This window comes from Photorhabdus heterorhabditis (assembly GCF_018448905.1).
In the GTDB taxonomy this organism is placed as follows: Bacteria; Pseudomonadota; Gammaproteobacteria; order Enterobacterales; family Enterobacteriaceae; genus Photorhabdus; species Photorhabdus heterorhabditis.
This window is the reverse complement of record NZ_RCWA01000012.1, coordinates 50,610-70,055: the sequence shown is the minus strand read 5'-3', so window position 1 is coordinate 70,055 and position 19,446 is coordinate 50,610. Positions and strand designations below refer to the sequence as shown.

The window sequence follows — 19,446 nt, the reverse complement described above, 5'->3', positions numbered from 1 at the left end:
TAAACCAGATTTATTGAATGGATGGCAGATCACACAGATATTGTAAAACCAGACTATTCTGAATAAGAGACCTTTAATGAGAATAATTCACCAAATACTGGAAATATTTCAGTTTTTAAACCTTTATTATATCTAAATGATATATTTAACACTTCCTTTTTTTCATCCTGTGCTAATTTAGGCCACTCTAAGGTGACCTTATTAAATCCAGGCTTAGTGAGATAGCCTGGAATTCGTAGTTGACGATGAGACCATTCAGATGATGGCTTGATTTCTTCAAGCAATTCACCGTTAATTAAAATCCTGACTTTACTTTCTTCGATATATTTCTTAACTCTGCTGGTAATTGCCATATTTAGATCACGATTACCACTCGTGATCAGCGTAAACGATGATGTTGGCCACCATGATTTAAAATATGGAATACTTCTTCGTGTATTTACCTCAGGATCTAGAGAAACTTTAATGACCGCAGTAGCTCGTTCAATATATTGAGGTTCAGTCAAATCTACACCGTATTTAAGCTGGTCGATATAACTCTTTTGATAATATTCTTTCAACATATAACCATGACGACCATACTTATTAAGTATTTCACAAATTGCGTTAATAGTTTGCGCATCTGTACCCGGTGATACTTGAGCAACATAAAAATCGTGTGGAGAATTGACAAGTTCAAGCAACTTTTGCCCTGCTCGACTTAGGCCAAATCCGGCTCCTTTCTCACAACTTCTGGCTTTAACATAAAGCTCCATAACATCCAGTATTTCAGATGAATATTGAACAGCTTTATCAAATAACTTAACAACTCGCCCTCTTTCCGCGACTTCATCAATCGGTCGATTGATATGACTGTTGTATAAAGCAGTATAAAAATAAGAAACAGCTAAATCATATGAAGATGCCCCCAACTCAATGGCTTCTCTTATCATTACCTCCCAATTTACATCTGGCTTATCTTTTCCACGATTAATTAGCCATTCTGCTATAGAAGACATCGCAACTTTGAAACCTTCTGGTGTCATATGGCAATAATCAATAAAGAGTGAATCATCCAACACACTCGTGCCTAAATACTTAGTGAAGTAATATTCTAGATCGATAATTTTGATGCCAACACTTTGCTGGATAATACGTTCTTTAACAAATGAAGGGGTATGCGGGAATGGTGTTACAAGATCATACATTGACGCATAACTGCATTCTGCATCTAAGTATGGCTTAGCTTCTTCAGCACGATTTAACGCAATCAAACTATTAGCCACAATACGGTTAGACGTCGCTGCGTTACCACCATCAATATCGATCATGCTCAGACCCCATTCCAAAGCCTCAACATACTGCCCACTCATTACTGCTTGTGATGCATAACGGTATAATTCATACCACTCAGCGGTTTTGCCATTACCCAACCAATGAAGTGGCGTTTTCCGCTCCCAATCTGCGTAATTGGATGCAGGTAAAGCAAAAATAAATTCAGTACCGCTTTCTTTGGATATTGCATCTATTCTGTTTATCAATATTTCTGCATTCTTTTCCAATTTTTCCTTATATTCAATCGGAATACCATTAGGACCGGAATTTGCAAGTACATTGGCATAATTTCTGCGTCTTTCCAACGGTGGATTATGCTCAAACAACACATCTGAAAACCAGTTATTACCGGCAAGAATAATCACATAGTCCGGTTGTAACTGTAAGCTCGCCTTACAAGTCTCCAATAGTCCCCCCGCATTCATGCAGCTTTTTGCAAGATCGATGACTTCCCATTCGCTATCAGTATGCCGGTTCAATAAATGCGCTAATGTTTTGGCGGGCGTAGTATGAGGAGATAAAAGCATACCAAGCGCGACAGACTCACCGATAAAGCATATCCTTTTCACATCTTTTGCTTTATTCACCGTCAGCTGCTGCCGTGAAGTCTCCCAAAAAATGGAGTCAGACTGATCACGTCTGACAAAAGTAATTTCACCATTAATCTTCTCTGGATGCCATGTCCCGATAGCCGTATATCCATCAATATTTTCACTACATGAAGGAATATTACTGAAAAATGTAGCATCGTTATTATTTTGCCCTTCACTCATTAAATAAATTTGAGCTAATCGCATCACTTCCAAAGCATCTTCTTTATTATCAGAAAGAAACGTTGCTAATTTTTCAGCATTGACGTTAGATTTATTCATATTATTTTCCTAAACACTTAAGTTTATGCTAAATAAAAGTATAAATAGCTTCTATACCCAATAGATTTAAATTTGCAGCACGGCGTCAAGTGAACGCATCCCCAAGAACATAAATAACGATGTGACTGGGGTAAGTGAAAGCAGCCAACAAAGCAACAACTTGAAGGATGAAAGGTATAAATATTATAATTATTTTCATTGAACAATATCAGTATTATGTCAAAAATGTAAACCTTATCGAGTTAATTTTGTGATCATTATTAAAACAAAACATTATAAATCACCACCATTTATCTCTTCATTTTACATGAAAATCAAATATGATCCTTTTCAACAAATTAATATTAATCTATCATTTATCAACAGATTAATAATCATAGGAATAATTAGTTACATGAATTAAGTAAATTTCTGTGTAAAATAGGAGTAATGACATTCAAGCCGTGTAATAGCCAAAGACACACAATTAGCCCGCTTTAAAGCGCGGGCTTGCTTACACTAAATAACAATGGATGGCAGATCACACAGATATTATAAAACCAAACTATTCTGAATAAGAGACCTTTAATGAGAATAATTCACCAAATACTGGAAATATTTCTGTCTTTAAACCTTTATTATATCGAGATGATATATTCAACACTTCCTCTTCTTCATCCTGTGCTAACTTAGGCCACTCCAAAGTAATTGTATTGAATCCCGGTTTAGTGAGAGAGCCTGGAATAATTAATTGGTGACGAGACCATTCCGATGATGGCTTGATTTCTTCAAGCAATTCACCGTTAATTAAAATCTTGACTTTACTCTCTTCGATATATTTCTTAACTCTGCTGGTAATTGCCATATTTAGATCACGATTACCACTCGTAATCAGCGTAAATGATGATGTTGGCCACCATGATTTAAAATATGGAACATTTCTTCGCGTATTTAATTCAATCTCTGCGGAAACTATAATAACCGCACTAGCTCGCTCAATATATTGAGGTTCAGTCAAATCTACGCCGTATTTAAGTTGGTCGATATAACTCTTTTGATAATATTCTTTCAACACATGACCATGACGACCGTACTTATTAAGTATTTCACAGATTGCGTCAATCGTTTGCGCATCTGCGCCTGGTGATGTTTGAGCAATATAAAAATCGTGTGGAGAATTGACAAGTTCAAGTAGCTTTTGCCCTGCTTGACTTAGGCCAAATCCTGCTCCTCTCTCACAACTTCTGGCTTTAATATAAAGCTCCATAACATCCAGTATTTCAGATGAATATTGAACAGCTTTATCAAATAACTTAACGACTCGCCCTCTTTCCGCGACTTCATTAATCGGTCGATTGATATGACTGTTGTATAAAGCAGTATAAAAATAAGAAACAGCTAAATCATATGAAGATACATTTAAATCAATGTCTTCTCTTGCCATTATCTCCCAGTTTACATCTGACTTATCTTTTCCATGATTAATTAGCCATTCTGCTACAGAAGACATCGCAACTTTAAAACCTTCCGGTGTCATATGGCAGTAATCAATAAAGAGTGAATCATCCAACACACTCGTGTCTAAATACTTAGCGAAATAATATTCTAGATCGATAATTTTGATGCCAACGCTTTGTTGGAGAATACGCTCTTTAACAAATGAGGGAGTACTTGGAAGTGGTGTTATAAGATCATACATTAACGCATAACTGCATTCCGCGTCTAAATATGGCTTAGCTTCTTCAGCTCTATTTAACGCAATCAAGCTATTAGCCACAATACGGTTAGACGTCGCCGCAGTGCCGCCATCAATACCGATCATGCTCAGACCCAATTCTAAAGCTTCAACATACTGCCCACTCATTATTGCTTGTGATGCATGGCGATATAATTCATACCACTCAGCAGTTTTGCCATTACCCAACCAATGAAGTGGCGTTTTCCGTTCCCAATCTGCGTAATTGGCTGCCGGTAAAGCAAAAATAAATTCAATACCGCTTTCCTTAGATATTGCATCTATTCTGTTTATCAATATTTCGGCATTCTTTTCCAGCTTTTCCTTATATTCAACCGCCATTCCATTAGGACCTGAATTTGCAAGTACACTGGCATAATTTCTGCGTCTTTCCAACGGGGGATTATGCCCAAATAACACATCTCCAAACCAGTTATTACCCGCAAGGATAACGACATAATCCGGTTGTAATTGTAAGCTCGCCTTACAAGTCTCCAATAACCCCCCTGAGCTCATGCTACTTTTTGCAAGATCGATAACTTCCCATTCGCTATCAGTATGCTGATTCAATAAATGCGCTAATGTTTTGGCGGGCGTAGTATGAGGAGAGAAAAGCATACCAAGCGCGACAGACTCACCGATAAAGCATATCCTTTTCACATTTTTTGCCTTATTCAGCGTTAGCTGCTGCTGTGAGCTTTCCCAAAAAATGGAGTCAGACTGCTCACGTCTGACAAAAATAATTTCACCATCAATTTTCTCTGGATGCCATGTCCCGATAGCCGTATATCCATCAATATTTTCACTGCATGAAGGAATGTTATTAAAAAATTTAGCATCGTTATTGTTTTGATCTTCACTCATTAAATAGATTTGAGCTAATCGCATCACTTCCAAAGCATCTTCTTTATTATCAGAAAGAAACATTGCTAACTTTTCAGTATTGACGTTAGATTTATTCATATTATTTTCCTAAACACTTAAGTTTATGCTAGATAAAAGTATAAATAGCTTCTATAGATTGTCCGGTAAATAGATCACGTTGGGGCTTAATAAGGTTAAACTCTCTTTCTGCCATTTTAGAAAATTCTTTAGAAAGCATAGAACGATCAATAATGAAATCCTCCAGCACTAAAACATCAATGCCTGAATTACCAAAACATCTTATCGCATCGAGAGGAGTACAAACGATCGGTTCTCCCCTAACATTAAAAGAGGTGTTCACTAATATTGGGCAATTCGTCGCGTTATAAAACGCCTTCAGCAAAGAATGAAATTTTGGATTCGTATCAGCGGTAACTGTTTGCGGTCGGCAGGAACCATCAATATGAGTAATTGCGGGTAAACTTAAATCTGACGTTACCTGACAAGTTTCAAGCATAAATGGGGTTGGGATTGATAATTCAATATGATTTGCCGCTTCTTCTTCTAAGATAGCGGGGGCAAATGGTCTAAATCCTTCTCTCTTTTTAACTAAGGCATTTAGCCGATCTCGCATAGAAGGATCTCTGGGATCAGCAATAATACTTCGTGCTCCTAAAGCACGCGGGCCAAATTCCATCCGTCCTTGAAACCAGCCAATAACTTTACCATTAGTCAGCATTTCAACAATAGTCTGCTCAAAACTTTCTCTATCTTCCCGGAAATCTAAAGCTTCAATCCCCATTAAAGTTAGCATTTCCAATACATTTTCATTATTAAATTTCGGCCCAAGATAAGGATTGGTAAATGGTTCGTTACTGTGTCGTTTTCCCGTTATCTCAATATGAGCCAATGCAGCTGCACCCAAGGCAGAACCAGAATCTCCAGCAGCCGGAGGAATAAAAATATTATTAAATAGACCGGTCTTACGGATAGCATGGGTAGCAACACAGTTTAGTGCCACACCACCTGATAAGCATAAATTTATGGAATCAACTTTCTCGCGCAAATTATAAACTTGTTCGATGAGAATCTCTTCCAGCACAACCTGCAAACTTTTCGCTAAATCCATATGATGTTGCAGCATCACAGATTCTTGCTCCCTTGGAGGAAAGCCAATCAAGTCGATAAAAGCATCCGTATACATTCGATTCATTTGGCTAAAGTCAAAGAATTGCATGTTCAGTTTAAAACTGAACTTATTTTCCATGCTGAACATTTCCCGCAACTTATCGGTATATATTGGCTTACCATAAGGTGCCAACCCCATGACTTTATATTCACCACTGAGTACTTTAAATCCCAGATAGTTAGTAATAGTGCTATAAAAGAGGCCGACTGAATTGGGATATTCGATTTTCTCGAATAAATTAATACTATCGCCCTGCGCATAACCAAAAGTAGATGTTTCCCATTCACCTACACCGTCGGAAGTTAATATAGCTGCGTCGGTGAAACCAGAAAATAGATAACTCCCGGCGGCATGAGCCATATGATGATCGTAAAATTTAATCTCTTTCTCATACCCTAATATTTCAGTGATATCACGAAATGGCTTGTGACAATCCAACCAATGAAGGCCATCGGTAGCAGAAAAGTTAAAATTAGAAGCAAGTTGCCTGGACAGCTTTTTATACGGATTCTCATAATAAGCGACACAATCAACATCAGTAATATCAATCCCGCCCTCTTCTAAACAATACCTGAAAGCTCTAATTGGCAATCTGGAATCATTTTTAAGTCTAGAAAATCGCTCTTCTGAAACAGCTGCTACTAATTGACCATCACTGATCAGCGCACAGGAAGAATCATGGAAATTTGCAGAGATACCTATTATATTCATAGCGTTATACCCTATCTTCGTTAGATTTAAGAATAAATACAGAGCGCGTTACCATTTATTATTTTAAAGTAAATCATATATCTTATTTCCATTTATCGATTGAAATATTCACCAAATACTTTTATTAAAAAACAATAACACGCTACAACATATCAATACTGATTTCACAATAGAAATAACTGCTAACTTTTTACTTTATATAATATTTCTTTGAAATTTATTATCTATACCCAATAGATTTCAATTTGCAGCGCAGCGGCAAGTGAACACATCCCCGGGAGTCTAGATAACAATGTGACTGGGGTAAGTGAAAGCAGCCAACAAAACAGCAACTTGAAGGATGAAAGGTATAAACATTATAATTATTTTATTGAACAGTATCAGTCTTATGTCAAAAATGTAAGCCTTGTTGAGTCAATTTTGTGATCATTATTAAAACAAAACATTATAAGGCATCACCATTTATCGCTTCACTTTACATGAAAAGAAAATATATTCCTTTTCAACAAATTAATATTAACCTCTTATTTGTCAAAAATTAATAATCGCAAAAATAATTAGTTAAATGAATTGATTGAATTTCCGCGTGAAATAATGATCAGATAAATATTCAGTGGGCATTCAGGCTGTTTAATCACTGAAAGCATACAATGAACCCGCGTTAAAGCAGGCTTTCTGAATTAAATAGCACTTCCACTCTCTGGCTATTTTTGGAAATGTTCCTTTTCTCTTATTGAGTGGCAGAATCTAGTTTACAAAATACCAATATTGCCGAACTCGGTTTAATCATAATACTCAGGTGCCTTACGAAATGTTGGCCAGGCATCCGGATCATGTCCCGTTACCACAATCGCATCTGTACGTTCGGCTAAATGCCGTAACTTTTGCACCGAACGCACAGTTTCAACGGTAGAAGTGAGAAACCCAGGCAATGCACGTTCTTCCCAATGATCGAGAGTATAAGCAGCATCAATTGTTAACAACAAGCTGCCACTGTTCGGCAAAGTAATCAGTAGTGATTGATGTCCCGGCGAATGCCCCGGAGTAAATACCGTTTTTAAAATTCCATCCCCATAGACATCAAACAAATCATTGCGTTCCCCATCCAGAAACGCCCATTTCAGCTTCGGACGATCAAAATCCTTACGAATGTAGCCACCGACAGCAAACCAGTCCGGTGTGTAGGCATATTCATATTCACGTCGTTGTACAATATGCGTCGCATTAGGGAAGCGCCCTATTGCGCCAGTGTGATCGAGATGAAGATGGGATTGCACCACATAGCGGATATCTGCGGGATCAATCCCCAGTTTTTTCACTTGCGCTACACAGCCTTCATCTTCACGCATTATCGGCCAATAGGTTTTTGTGATAGTTCCCCAGTAGCCTTCGGGGTCGGTTGCAGTTTCAACCGCATTACCGCCATCAATCAGCGTATGACCCTTAGGATGAGTGAGTAGAAAAAATGGAACCGGAATTTCATAATCGGCACCATTCCCCTGATTCATCTTAATATTGTGAACCTTACATTTGAGAGATCCGGTTTGCAGCATATACAGGCGAATGTCTGACATAATGATGTTAACCTTTTTAATCGGATTTATACCCTTCATCCTTCAAGTTACCGCTTTGTTGGCTGCGTTCACTTGCCGGCGAGGTGCTCCACTTTCCTTCATGATTTGTGTCATTTTGCTGATAAACGCAAACGGATCAAACTAGCCAATTCTCTCTCCATACGCGGCGTTACAAGCCTAAATAACAGAACCATGTATGGAAGGATATACAATACCCAGACGAATACCGTGACCGTAATATTAAATTTAAATTTTGTATACAAGTCTGCCCGTTAATCAAAAAATCTGACTAACGGGCAGAATATTAAAAGTAATCTTACTTTCAATTCTTACCATTCAATGCATCATCTGGCAAAAATTACTTTAATTCCATCGCACTACGTATAGTGAAATGGAGATCTGTTTGGTCGGTCAAACCAACAACATTCGCTGCCTGAGGGCCATAAGCGGCAACACGGAGCTGAGTTCCCGTATGTTCCTGCTCTTTCCCCTCAGAATTACTGTAACTCACTGCCATTACAGAACCATCTTTGGTAATCAATGCTTGAGTTAGTCCTGGAGACTTCACATTCGCTTCAATAATCTGGCTAGAGTGAGCATGATCAGCCGTGACAATCACTAATGTATCACCGTGTTCACGCGCATATTTCAGGCCAACTTGAACCGCTTCATCCAATACAACCGTTTCACCAATCTGCCCACAAGGGTTAGCTTTGTGATCCTGCTTATCAATAGACGCACTTTCTACTTGCAAGAAGAAACCATTCTTATTTTCTTTCAACAGATCGATAGCTTTCGCTGTCATCTGTGCCAAAGTTGGCGCATCAGGATTCCGTTTGGAATTCACTTTACAGCTCACCGGAGGGTTATCAATATTACCGTGATAAACCGCTTTAGGCCCTTCCCAAGCAATATCCATATTGCCTTCATGGAACAGACCCAATAGCGGTTTTTTCTGATTTGCTTCGGTAATTGATGCCAGTGACTTAGCATCTCTTACCAGCTGGTAGCCCTGTTCTTGTGCCTGCTCTTCCAGCGTTTTACCTTTTCCATCTCCAGCAACCGATTTCTGGGTGAAAATCTTAGCACCACCACCTAATGTTACATCAGCACGAGCCACTAACAGCTGTTCGGTGATAGAACCTCGTCCCCCATTTTCCAACGCATTCGTCGGACATTCTTCTGCCGTCTCTTTCGGACCAGAACAATAGCGGTTGGTCACATGCGCATATTGTGCAGCTGGTGTAGCATCCTGCACTCTGGCCGTTGTGACGTTGCCGGTCCCTTTACCATTCGCTTTTGCTAGCTCAAGCAAGGTTTGGTGATCTTTACCAAATACATCAATGCCCAATGCCCCATTATAGGTTTTTACGCCAGTAGCCCAAGCTGTAGCAGAAGCGGCAGAATCAGTCACATAGTTAGGTTTATGGGTCTTTTTATCGAGAGAATAGTGTGTATATTGTCCAGTAAATGGCAAAGCATCAATGCCTTTGAAAAATCCACCAGCACCTTCTGCATAGTTACGGGCAATAGTAATTTCAGAATCACCCATCCCATCACCAATAAACAAAATAACATTTCTAGCTTTATGGTTATTAATTGCCGCCTTCAATGCCTCAACCTGATTGTGAGTCATACGACGAGCACCACCAAATTCAGTAATATTGCCTTTTACTGCACGATCTTCCGCCATAATTTGATTAACCTTCTGAGTACTCTCTGCCAACACTGGCAGGCTGACTCCTGAAATTAAGGCTGAAATCATAACTGCGATCAAATTTTTTGTATGTTTTTTAGACATTTAGATTTCCTTGTTAAAAACAATCGGAGTAAAAACTATCGTTATCTACTAAAAGGAATACTAAATAAACTATGTGACAATTATGTGAAAAAAATATACCTAATTTACCACTTTGCTACTAATGACTGTGTTCCGTAAGACAACGTCTCACACCATGAGATATATACCTGTTATCTTTCAAGTTGCCTCTTTGTTGGCTGAACTCACACACCCCGGTCACATAGTTATCTATGCTCCTGGGGATACGTTCACTTGCCGCCGCGCTGCAAATTGAAATCTATTGGGTAAGTCCTCAAGAGAAATTAATTGCATACTAACTTTCATTAGTAATGATATAACCGCGCCCAAATATCCCAAATAAATTATTTTACAACCAATTATTATATGGACATATGAAGAACTTAGCACATTAATATGAGCCTAGTGAACTTACCCCTCTTTTAATGGATTAAACAACAAAGAAACGGAATATATTCTATCCCGTTTCTTCAAATTCGATAAAATTAAAGATGAGTAACTATACCCTATATTAAATACACAATTTATTTCACATCAATAGAATCTAAAATCCCTCTACTCATACTCTTAGCAAAATCCCAATCATATTGTTCATAAACACGAGACAAAGCAAGAAAATGCGTCCCTGAATAGAACATTTCATATTGAGTATGACGTGATGCAAACTCAGAGCCAATGGCATCCCAAACTAATTTCAGTAACTTCACGCGTTCAATGGGTTCAAGTAAGGTTGAATATTGCGTTTTTTCTATTAAGTCACGGATTTCTGGATTTTTTAAGTCAGCATAGTTGGATGGCAACATAATCACACCACCACCAGAAAGTGTTCTGATGTTTTCTATCACTTTTGGATAAATTGACTGCAAAACAACCTGGCAACCATATAGTTGTAATCGATTAGGAATATAGTACTCATTATGTCGATCAGGGTTGTGAAGCAAACCACGAAATAGCCCTTCCATGTTAGTGGCATAGCAAGCCAGCTCAGCTAGTGACTCTCGAACAGCAGGGAATTCATTGGTGCTTATAGCTTCGGTAAGCTGATGAGCCAAACCCGATAAGAAATGTAGCTTAACGGCATATCGGGCCATGCCCTGAACATCCATTAAAACATCAGCAGCAGTTGCCTGAAATTGTCTGCGACACATACCTGTATTTTTATAAATAAAAACTCTTTCCCACGGCACGAGGACATCGTCGAAATAAACTACAGAATCATTTTCATCAAATTGATGCGATAAAGGGGAATCAAATTTATTGCTTCCTATTTCATAGGACTTTCTAGAAAGAATTTTTATCCCTTTAGTATTCAAAGGTAACGCAAAAGATAGAGCATATTGATCATCCACAAATTCTTTAAGTGGATTGAACACACCAACAAAAACCTCTTCTGCAAGGACAGCGGCTGTCCCTAACATTTTTGCCCCTCGAACAATGATTCCTTGCGGTTTTTCCTCCAGTACACGAAGAGTATGAAATACGTTTTTTACATGCTCACTGGGCGTTTTGGATCGATCACCTTGTGGATTGACTAATGTAAAAGTCAAATAAGTATCTTTATCACGGGCATATAAATAGTAGTTTTTTAACGCCTCGGCTCTGTCCCTAGAATATTCCTCAAATATTTCCAGGTGAGTGATCATTCCAGTCATAGCAGAAGCAACATGATCCGGACTTCTGCCTAACCAACCACAACTCTGCATTGCCCAAGCATACGCAGCCTCACCTCTGGCAATCAATTTTTCTCGAGTATCAGGAAGCTCCCAACTTAAACCGACGTTCTTGCCTCCAGGGATTTCAAACGTCATCCGATCGGCATGTTCTGCCTGATAATCATAAAGTGAAGCTACGGTCCTGATTGCATTTCGAAAAGCAGGGTGATCCACATGATTTGTGATCTTTTCTCCATTTAAAAAAACAGTTCTTCCATCACGCAGGCTTTCAATATATTCCTCACCTGTTCTAGACATTAATGACTTCCTCCGAAACGGGATTGATTTTAGGTAAATCGATCTTCAAAGGTCTAAAAATAAAATAGGAGCTTCCAACTACGAACAACCAACCTACAACGAGAATTGCTCCCACGGAGAGCTAACATGTTTCCAATACATCTGTTTATCACTAAAATATTATAACAGCCTTTTAACGATATAACTTCGTAGTCATTCTAATAAACAAATAATTTTCACATGGTAACTTCATGATATTATAATTACTTTTAAACTTTCCTGACGATATTATTTTCCATATATTAAATATATATTGAACAACAATGACTTGATAACCACCGATTCCTGAATAAATATCGGTGGTTTCTATTTTAAAATAAACAAGAATTATGCATATCTTACTGTTTTTTCATCTAATTTCCCTATTAACTGGCTAAACATCAGCAAGGTACTGAGTAATAGATAACGCTGCCTAGTTGTCAAACGCAAATAACGACGACTAGCGGGTAACCGACTAACAACCTCAGAAGCAGCAAAATGCTCCACCTCGAACTGCCATTGCCCCTGATAAATATTCAATGTGAGATGCCGAAAATCCAGCTCTGCTAACGTTTCACCAATCAATGGATACTGATTGAGTAAATCAATAATCTGCTGTCCAAACTCTGCACCATGACAACAGTAATAATTCACTGTCTTTCGCCGAAGTATTCCTTTTACTTTGGCTTTAATAACTATTTTTTCCTTGAATGAAGTGATTCCCTGCAAACGAAAACAACAACTGACAATATAAGCCAGAAACAGTGCTTTCGGCTTTTCATAAACTTCAACCAGAGGTCCATCAGGTAACGTAATTTGCAAACTTTCTGTTGATAAACGCTCACAACAGTAAGGTGACAAATTCTGTTGCAGCCAGTTTAGAGTCATACCGACCTGATAGCCAGAAGGGTGGCGGGGTTTACTGAATCGCCGCCAAATAGCATCAATGAAGGGAACGAAGTGACTCACGTTGCACCTCCGACAATTCACCCTGAGTAAAAGTATGCGAAAGTACCTGCTCAACGGGCACTGGTTTAAACGGATTCACCCGTTGTACACAGAGCGTCCAAAACAGAGCATAACTGGCTGTCAGGCCCAACATAATGGCGAAGGGAATATACACGTCACTGGGATTCATTCCCGGAGGTGTGATATGAATAATCGCCAAGATAATACCCACACTAGAGATAATCTGAGGCAATGGGAAAAAGGGTGATTTATAGGCACGATGTAAATCAGGTCTGCGGATACGCAGTAATATCACGGAACATGTCACCAACAAATAAGCCACACACCAAGCACATACTGCTGCCAGAACCAAAGGCATAATCCGATTCAAATCGCCCTGAATAATAAAGGCATGTAAACAGGGGATCATTACCGCAACCAAAATCCCAAATATTGGCGTTTTAAAACGTGGATGCAGATAAGCAAAAATACGCGGCAATGCACCATCCAATGCCATACCGTAAAAAATGCGTGGCACAGCCGCCATCAGGGTATTAATCGTTGCAGCCCCTGCCAGTAATAACCCGGTACCAATCCAATACTTACCAAAATCGCCCATTACCTGACCCGCAAACGCAGGGATTGCCATTGGCGTTTCCAGCAAACGAACATTATTTTCTACATCAACCAGTACATTCTCTACCTGATGACTGATCGATGCCCCGTATAACCCCATACAGAGAGCCACGCCACACAAGCCTGTCATCATTGCTCGCGGGAGCACTTTGGCAGAATTTTTAATTTCTGGCGCCATAGGCGTGACCAGCTCACAGCCAACAAACATAAACATCGCCATACCCACCAAGCTCAGTACCGCTAGTGGATCGCTCAGATTAAGCCCCTCACCGAACCAACTCTCCAGTGGCACAGTAAACGGCATCAATAATCCGCAAATACTGAAAATAACCAAAGTACTCCACATACAGAATGTCAGCACAATTTCGACTTTACTGAACGCTTCAATACCCAACGCATTCAGTAACCCGAAAGTAATAACCAGTCCAACGCCCACCATCCATGACGCGTTATTACTTTCCATCACCGTATTAAGGCTATCAAAATTCACTAATGCCATAATGCCAGACAGAATTGTTTCTGCCGTACCCGCAAAAATATGAACAATTAAATAAGCTGAAAGCGCGCCGGTAATCGCCCAAAACCGCCCCATTCCACAAGAAATATAATCATAGACAGAACCCGATGTCGGTAAAATGGCTGCCGCTTCGGAAAAAGTCGTCACTTGAGCTTGCATCATGATAAAGCTAATTATCATAGCCAATACGAAAGTATCACCACCAATACCAAAACCACTTGTTACAGTCAGAATAACCGGGCTTGCCATAATTACCCCAACGGAACTTGCCAGTGTAGTAGGAAACCCCACCACGCCCTTTTCAATATGCGAAGCCAGCCGCGTTGACATACTCATCATTTTCCCTCTTATTCCGGCCATAAAAATAACGTTAATAACTATTTATTTGTGAATTTTTTGTAAATTTCATTAGGGATAAATACACTATAGAAAGCGAAGCGGAATATCGACCATCGTCCTAAAGGACGATATCCAAAGGGAGATTAATGACGCAAAAAATATCGCGAAAAATACCAGAAGGTAGAGATAAAAAACATAATCACTTAAATATCAAACAATAAAAAAACAATAATTCATTAACACATGAAAAAATCACTTCAGAAATGTACCAATATAGTGTTGTTAATCAGTAACTATCACCTTATAAAATTTTATTTATTGTAATCTATGTCACGTTATTAAGATGTTTATTTTGTGTTAATTCCACAGTTTAATTACCCTTTTATTAATCATCCATTTCAACTTATCCAATTATACCTGTTATCTTTCAAGTTGCCTCTTTGTTGGCTGCACTCACCCGGTCACAGAGTTCTCTATGACATAGTTATCTATGCTCCCGGGGATTCGCTCCCTTGCCGTCGCGATGCATCTTGAAATCTATTGGGTATAGATACTATTCTAAGAGAGAACATTCTTGTCTACCTTACCTTCAACCAACCGTGAAAATACTTTAATTTACAGTTGCCTGAACACTATTGCTCATTTAGTTCCTATCTCAGCTGCAGCATTCTATCTGGTGAACGATAAGTCACGCCCTGAGAACTACATTCTGTATGGTATTTCAGGCGAAACACACAAGAATTATCTGGCACATTTTCAGCATTTAGATCCACTCAAACCGGCCAATTATCAACAAAATGATATTAATATGGTTGGCATGGATCAAAATACACTGACCAAGCATAATAAATACTACTATGAATTTATGCTGCCAAATAACATACAAGATATTGCAGAAATATTTATCCGCCAACACAACCGAATTATCGCTGGAGTTTCTTTATTACGAGATATTCCATTTACACCGAAAGATTTTAATCGGCTCAGTACTATCCTACCATTAATTGAATTAGCTACTAGAGATTTACTTCCTGAAACACCAACGATTCTGACAGCTAAAGAACAGGAAATTATTAATTTGGTAAGAGCAGGTGCTAGTAACAAACGGATTGCACAAGCACTTAATATCTCCCTGTCTACCGTAAAAACCCATTTGCGCAATATCTTTGTCAAAACTAAAGTGACTAATCGCACCGAACTGGTTTCCAACGGATTTATTACCCGGCACTTGTAATTGGTAAATGTTATAAATTACCTGTAACAATAAGATGGCTTTGCATGCCTAATCAAAGTAGTTATTCAAATAAAAATCAAATGAGGGGAAGCGCCACAGTACCGGATCATGCGGAGCAATACCGTAGGTTTGACTGGTAGCAACAGGCGACAATCCTGTAGTTTTGCGCCATTCGATAAAACGTGCAGCCGTCGCATTGACCTGCTCAGATTGACCATGATGGGACAATATAGCAACGCGTGTTTCTGGAAAATTAACAATTTTTACATTCATAGTTTGTGTCCTTGTACGTTTTTGTTCAGGAATACGTTGGTGCCAACATGCCCAATCCGGTTGTTTGCGAAACTGGCTAGGTGTTAGACCAAACGACTGTTTGAAAGCACGGCTGAACGATTCTGGGTTTTGAAAACCTGCGTCCAACGCAATATCAATAATTTTTTCTAACGGATTGAATGCTAAGCGGTAGGAAGCTCGCTTTAATCTCATTAATTGGATATAGCGTCCTACAGGTATACCGCAGTAGTCACCAAACTGTCGGTGAAAGTGATAACGCGAAAAATTCGCAACATCACTCAGTCGTTCCAGTGTAAGCGGTTCGTCTAAATGGCGCTCAATATAACCAAATACCTGATCGAACCGTTTCACATAGGCGTCAATTTTATCATCGTGCATTGCATCCTCCATGCAACTCACTATGCCTGAGCAGGAAAGACATTTCCTGACTAATCTTGCTGACTTTTGTGTTAAACAAGCACAGAAAATACTGCCTCAACAAAATGAAGCTGTGCCCAGAAAGCTTGTCCTACGCCAACTGATTCATGAACCTGAAAATCGTTTCCAGTGAACTGCTCACTCAAAGCAAAAATTGCCGTAAATCGTCTCCCTGTACCAATAAAGATACAAGGCGAAAGCCCAAAATGAGTCAAATAAAATTACTATTCGACTCATATGTTGAGTAGAATACAAGGCTTATTTGACTCAAAAGGAAAAACTTATGTGGATATGGGAACAACCGAATTGGCCGAAATTCCATTGGAATGCCGACATTATTGCGCCATTACTGCGAGACGTGCATTTTAACCAAGGATTGTTATTAGGCAAATCTGACTTTGAAGACGCCAGGCAGGCAACGCTTGATAGCCTTCTATCCAGCATACTCTATTCAAGCGAAATTGAAGGAGAAAGATTAAATGCGGCTTCGATACGTTCGTCATTGGCAAACAGATTAGGCATTACGGAAGAAAAACCTTATCCAGCAATAGAGAAGAGTGATGGCATTACAGAAGTCGCCCTCGATGTGATAGAAAATAGTGATTCTGCTCTAACCCTTGAACGTATCCTCAGATGGCACCAGTTGATATTCCCTGAAGGCTATACCATGTTCAATCCGATACAGGGAGGTAAATTACGCAAAGGGATAATAGAAGTAGTATCCGGTCGTTTGGATAAGCCAACTGTCCACCTTGAAGCACCGCCGCCAGAGAAAATGGTCACTGAAATGACTCAATTCATAGAATGGTTTAATCAATCCCGAACAGATAACCATCTTGACCCCATCATCAGAGCGGCAATCGTTCATTTATGGTTTGTGACAATTCACCCCTTAGAAGACGGGAACGGACGCATTACCCGATTTTTGACAGACCTTGCACTTGCTCAAGCGGAAAACCGCTCAATCCGTTTCTACGCAATGTCGGTAAGTATTTGTAATCATCGTAAGGCATATTACGAAATCCTTGAAAGCACTCAGCGAGGCGGCTTGAATATTACTGTCTGGTTGGTTTGGTTTCTGAAAATATTGAATGAGACCTTAGCAAACAAGCTAAAAGAAATTAATCAGGTTGTGCAAAAAGCTAAATTCTGGCGACGGATAGATCAGACCCAACTTACCGAAGAGCAAGCGAAGGTGCTAAACCGTATGCTGGACAGCAATTTTGAACAGGGCATTAGCAGCAGCCAATACCAAAAGGTAACAAAGGTAAGTCGCGCCACTGCAACTAGGCACTTGGCACACTTAGTTGAACTAGGTTGTTTGGAAAGCACCGAAGCTGGCGGTCGTAGCACTCGTTACGTTATCAATCACAAAGGCTGAATCTTAGTAAATGTAAGGAAAGGAGACATATCAAAAGCAATAAACAAGGATTAATGAGAAATCAGGAGTACCCCTTTTACCGCTCAGGGGCCATCCTTTAATTCAGATACAAAATCAATAACGAACCATCACTGATTTCAATTCAGTATAGTGCTCAATAAAAGCGCTACCGAATTCACGGCCAATACCTGACGATTTCATGCCACCAAATGGTAATGCAGGATCGAGGAAGGTATGCATATTGATCCAAACCGTCCCCGCTTCGATACGCGGGATCATACGCATAGCCTTGCTCAGATCATTGGTCCACAAACTCGCAGCCAAACCAAATGGGGTGCTGTTCATCAACTCAATCAACTCTTCCTCATCGTTATAGCTGAGGAAAGTTCCTACCGGGCCAAATGTCTCTTCCTTCATCAATGAATCGTCAGCGCTGTTAGCACGAATAACCGTTGGTGCCACAAAGAAACCCGGACCTGCCAGAGCATGCCCCCCATACACAATCTCACTGCCTTCCTGACGAGCTTGCTCAAACAGGGACAAAATCTTGTTATAGTGCTCTTTATTAGCCAAAGGCCCCATTTCTGTTGATTCATCCAGCGGCGAGCCAATTTTCATTGCTGCAAGTCTTTCAGACAACAATTTCAACACTTCATCCATATGACTGGCAGGAATGTAAAAACGTTCAGCCGCAGCACAAATCTGCCCCTGATTAAGATAACCGGCTTCCAGAACACCATCGACTATCTTTTCAACAGACATATCCGCCAAAAACGCCGCGCCGTTCTTACCACCCAGCTCCAGCGTAGCGCGAGTTAATCCCTGTTCCATGGCTGACTTACCGACAGCAATGCCTGTTGGCACAGACCCGGTGAATGTCACTTTGGCACACAATGGATGGCCTATCAGTGCTGGACCAAGTACCGAGCCAGAGCCATTAATCACATTAATGACACCATCAGGAATACCCGCTTCTTTGGCTAATTCAGCCACTCTGAGCATCGTCAGCGGAGTGTATTCACTGGGTTTCAGTACAATGGTACAGCCGCAAGTCAGTGCAGCTGCCACTTTCCAGATGGCAATCATGATGGAGAAATTCCACGGAATAATCCCTACCACCACACCAATCGGCTCACGCCGGGTAAATGCCGTGTATTGTTCACCCTTAAAAGAAGGTAAAGAAACATTCAGGGTTTCACCACTGATCTTACTTGACCATCCGGCAAAATAACGCAGGAATTGAGCAGACGAATCAATTTCCAGCATACGAGATAATTGGATCGTTTTACCGGAACAGAGACTTTCTAGCTGCGCCAATTCTTCCCGATGTGCCAGTAACAGATCTGCCAAGCGATTCAGGCAATAACCGCGCTCCATAGGTGAAGTCTGCGCCCATACACCATGAAAGGCAGTATGTGCCGCTTGCATAGCAGCATTCACTTCTGTTTCACCGCCTTGATTCACGGTTGCAACGACTTCATCAACCGCAGGGTTCACCACAGAAAACGTTTGATTCTCCTGACCACGTACTGACTGACCATTAATATAATGGCCATGATTGCGTTGCAGAAAGGTAGTAACTTGTTGTAACAGGGTGATATCACTCATCATTTACCTCTGGTCAGACGGATGCTT

At 39.9% G+C, this 19,446-nt stretch carries 12 protein-coding genes and 1 pseudogene; 3 read left to right on the top strand and 10 right to left on the bottom strand.

Features of this window, described 5'->3' with window-relative positions; all coding sequences use genetic code 11:
- Positions 1-53: 53 nt before the first annotated feature.
- The 8 genes from EAE89_RS09875 to EAE89_RS09840 all read right to left on the bottom strand — a co-directional run bounded on the left by EAE89_RS09875 (position 54) and on the right by EAE89_RS09840 (position 14,482).
- Positions 54-2,186, bottom strand: a complete 2,133-nt coding sequence (locus EAE89_RS09875; protein ID WP_214085738.1) for an SGNH/GDSL hydrolase family protein — start codon at positions 2,184-2,186, stop codon at positions 54-56.
- Positions 2,187-2,730: 544 nt separating this feature from the next.
- Positions 2,731-4,863, bottom strand: a complete 2,133-nt coding sequence (locus EAE89_RS09870; protein ID WP_214085737.1) for an SGNH/GDSL hydrolase family protein — start codon at positions 4,861-4,863, stop codon at positions 2,731-2,733.
- A gap of 28 nt (positions 4,864-4,891) precedes the next feature.
- On the bottom strand, positions 4,892-6,664 hold the full coding sequence (locus EAE89_RS09865) for a carbamoyltransferase family protein (RefSeq protein WP_214085736.1): 1,773 nt from the start codon (positions 6,662-6,664) through the stop codon (positions 4,892-4,894).
- Positions 6,665-7,446: 782 nt separating this feature from the next.
- Positions 7,447-8,238: an AttM family quorum-quenching N-acyl homoserine lactonase gene (gene attM / locus EAE89_RS09860; protein WP_200905778.1), complete on the bottom strand. Its 792-nt coding sequence runs from the start codon at positions 8,236-8,238 to the stop codon at positions 7,447-7,449.
- Between the two features lie 358 nt (positions 8,239-8,596).
- Positions 8,597-10,039: an alkaline phosphatase gene (gene phoA / locus EAE89_RS09855; protein WP_149616697.1), complete on the bottom strand. Its 1,443-nt coding sequence runs from the start codon at positions 10,037-10,039 to the stop codon at positions 8,597-8,599.
- Positions 10,040-10,581: 542 nt separating this feature from the next.
- Entirely contained in the window at positions 10,582-12,027 is a 1,446-nt protein-coding gene (locus EAE89_RS09850) for a 4-hydroxyphenylacetate 3-hydroxylase family protein (RefSeq protein WP_054481393.1), read from the bottom strand.
- A 366-nt stretch (positions 12,028-12,393) separates the two neighbouring features.
- Complete coding sequence (locus EAE89_RS09845; RefSeq protein ID WP_054481395.1) at positions 12,394-13,014, bottom strand: DUF3156 family protein; 621 nt, start codon at positions 13,012-13,014, stop codon at positions 12,394-12,396.
- Positions 12,989-14,482 (bottom strand): APC family permease, encoded by a 1,494-nt coding sequence (locus EAE89_RS09840; RefSeq protein WP_214085735.1) that lies wholly within the window; start codon positions 14,480-14,482, stop codon positions 12,989-12,991. The genes EAE89_RS09845 and EAE89_RS09840 overlap by 26 nt, the downstream gene beginning before the upstream one ends.
- Positions 14,483-15,059: 577 nt before the next feature.
- Here EAE89_RS09840 and EAE89_RS09835 point away from each other — a divergent pair.
- A complete protein-coding gene (locus EAE89_RS09835) occupies positions 15,060-15,719 on the top strand; it encodes a response regulator transcription factor (protein ID WP_054478867.1) in 660 nt (219 codons plus the stop codon).
- A 102-nt stretch (positions 15,720-15,821) separates the two neighbouring features.
- On the opposite strand, the pseudogene EAE89_RS09830 reads toward EAE89_RS09835, so the two are convergent.
- Positions 15,822-16,391, bottom strand: a pseudogene (locus EAE89_RS09830) (AraC family transcriptional regulator); the annotation flags it as partial.
- A gap of 10 nt (positions 16,392-16,401) precedes the next feature.
- Between EAE89_RS09830 and EAE89_RS09825 the strand changes: the two are divergent.
- Positions 16,402-16,563 carry a hypothetical protein gene (locus EAE89_RS09825; RefSeq protein WP_214085733.1) on the top strand — a complete coding sequence of 54 codons (162 nt, stop codon included), beginning with the start codon at positions 16,402-16,404 and terminating at the stop codon, positions 16,561-16,563.
- Between the two features lie 150 nt (positions 16,564-16,713).
- Positions 16,714-17,811 (top strand): Fic family protein, encoded by a 1,098-nt coding sequence (locus tag EAE89_RS09820; protein WP_214085732.1) that lies wholly within the window; start codon positions 16,714-16,716, stop codon positions 17,809-17,811.
- Between the two features lie 114 nt (positions 17,812-17,925).
- Here EAE89_RS09820 and EAE89_RS09815 read toward each other — a convergent pair whose 3' ends face one another.
- A complete protein-coding gene (locus tag EAE89_RS09815) occupies positions 17,926-19,419 on the bottom strand; it encodes an aldehyde dehydrogenase family protein (RefSeq protein ID WP_214085731.1) in 1,494 nt (497 codons plus the stop codon).
- Between the last annotated feature and the right edge of the window lie 27 nt (positions 19,420-19,446).

What these genes read in the sequence shown, in the direction of transcription:
- EAE89_RS09825 (WP_214085733.1), top strand. Translation starts at nt 16,402, where the DNA reads ATGCAACTCACTATGCCTGAGCAGGAAAGACATTTCCTGACTAATCTT.
- EAE89_RS09865 (WP_214085736.1), bottom strand. Translation starts at nt 6,664, where the DNA reads ATGAATATAATAGGTATCTCTGCAAATTTCCATGATTCTTCCTGTGCG.
- EAE89_RS09875 (WP_214085738.1), bottom strand. Translation starts at nt 2,186, where the DNA reads ATGAATAAATCTAACGTCAATGCTGAAAAATTAGCAACGTTTCTTTCT.
- attM (WP_200905778.1), bottom strand. Translation starts at nt 8,238, where the DNA reads ATGTCAGACATTCGCCTGTATATGCTGCAAACCGGATCTCTCAAATGT.
- EAE89_RS09815 (WP_214085731.1), bottom strand. Translation starts at nt 19,419, where the DNA reads ATGAGTGATATCACCCTGTTACAACAAGTTACTACCTTTCTGCAACGC.
- EAE89_RS09840 (WP_214085735.1), bottom strand. Translation starts at nt 14,482, where the DNA reads ATGAGTATGTCAACGCGGCTGGCTTCGCATATTGAAAAGGGCGTGGTG.
- EAE89_RS09820 (WP_214085732.1), top strand. Translation starts at nt 16,714, where the DNA reads ATGTGGATATGGGAACAACCGAATTGGCCGAAATTCCATTGGAATGCC.
- EAE89_RS09850 (WP_054481393.1), bottom strand. Translation starts at nt 12,027, where the DNA reads ATGTCTAGAACAGGTGAGGAATATATTGAAAGCCTGCGTGATGGAAGA.
- phoA (WP_149616697.1), bottom strand. Translation starts at nt 10,039, where the DNA reads ATGTCTAAAAAACATACAAAAAATTTGATCGCAGTTATGATTTCAGCC.
- EAE89_RS09870 (WP_214085737.1), bottom strand. Translation starts at nt 4,863, where the DNA reads ATGAATAAATCTAACGTCAATACTGAAAAGTTAGCAATGTTTCTTTCT.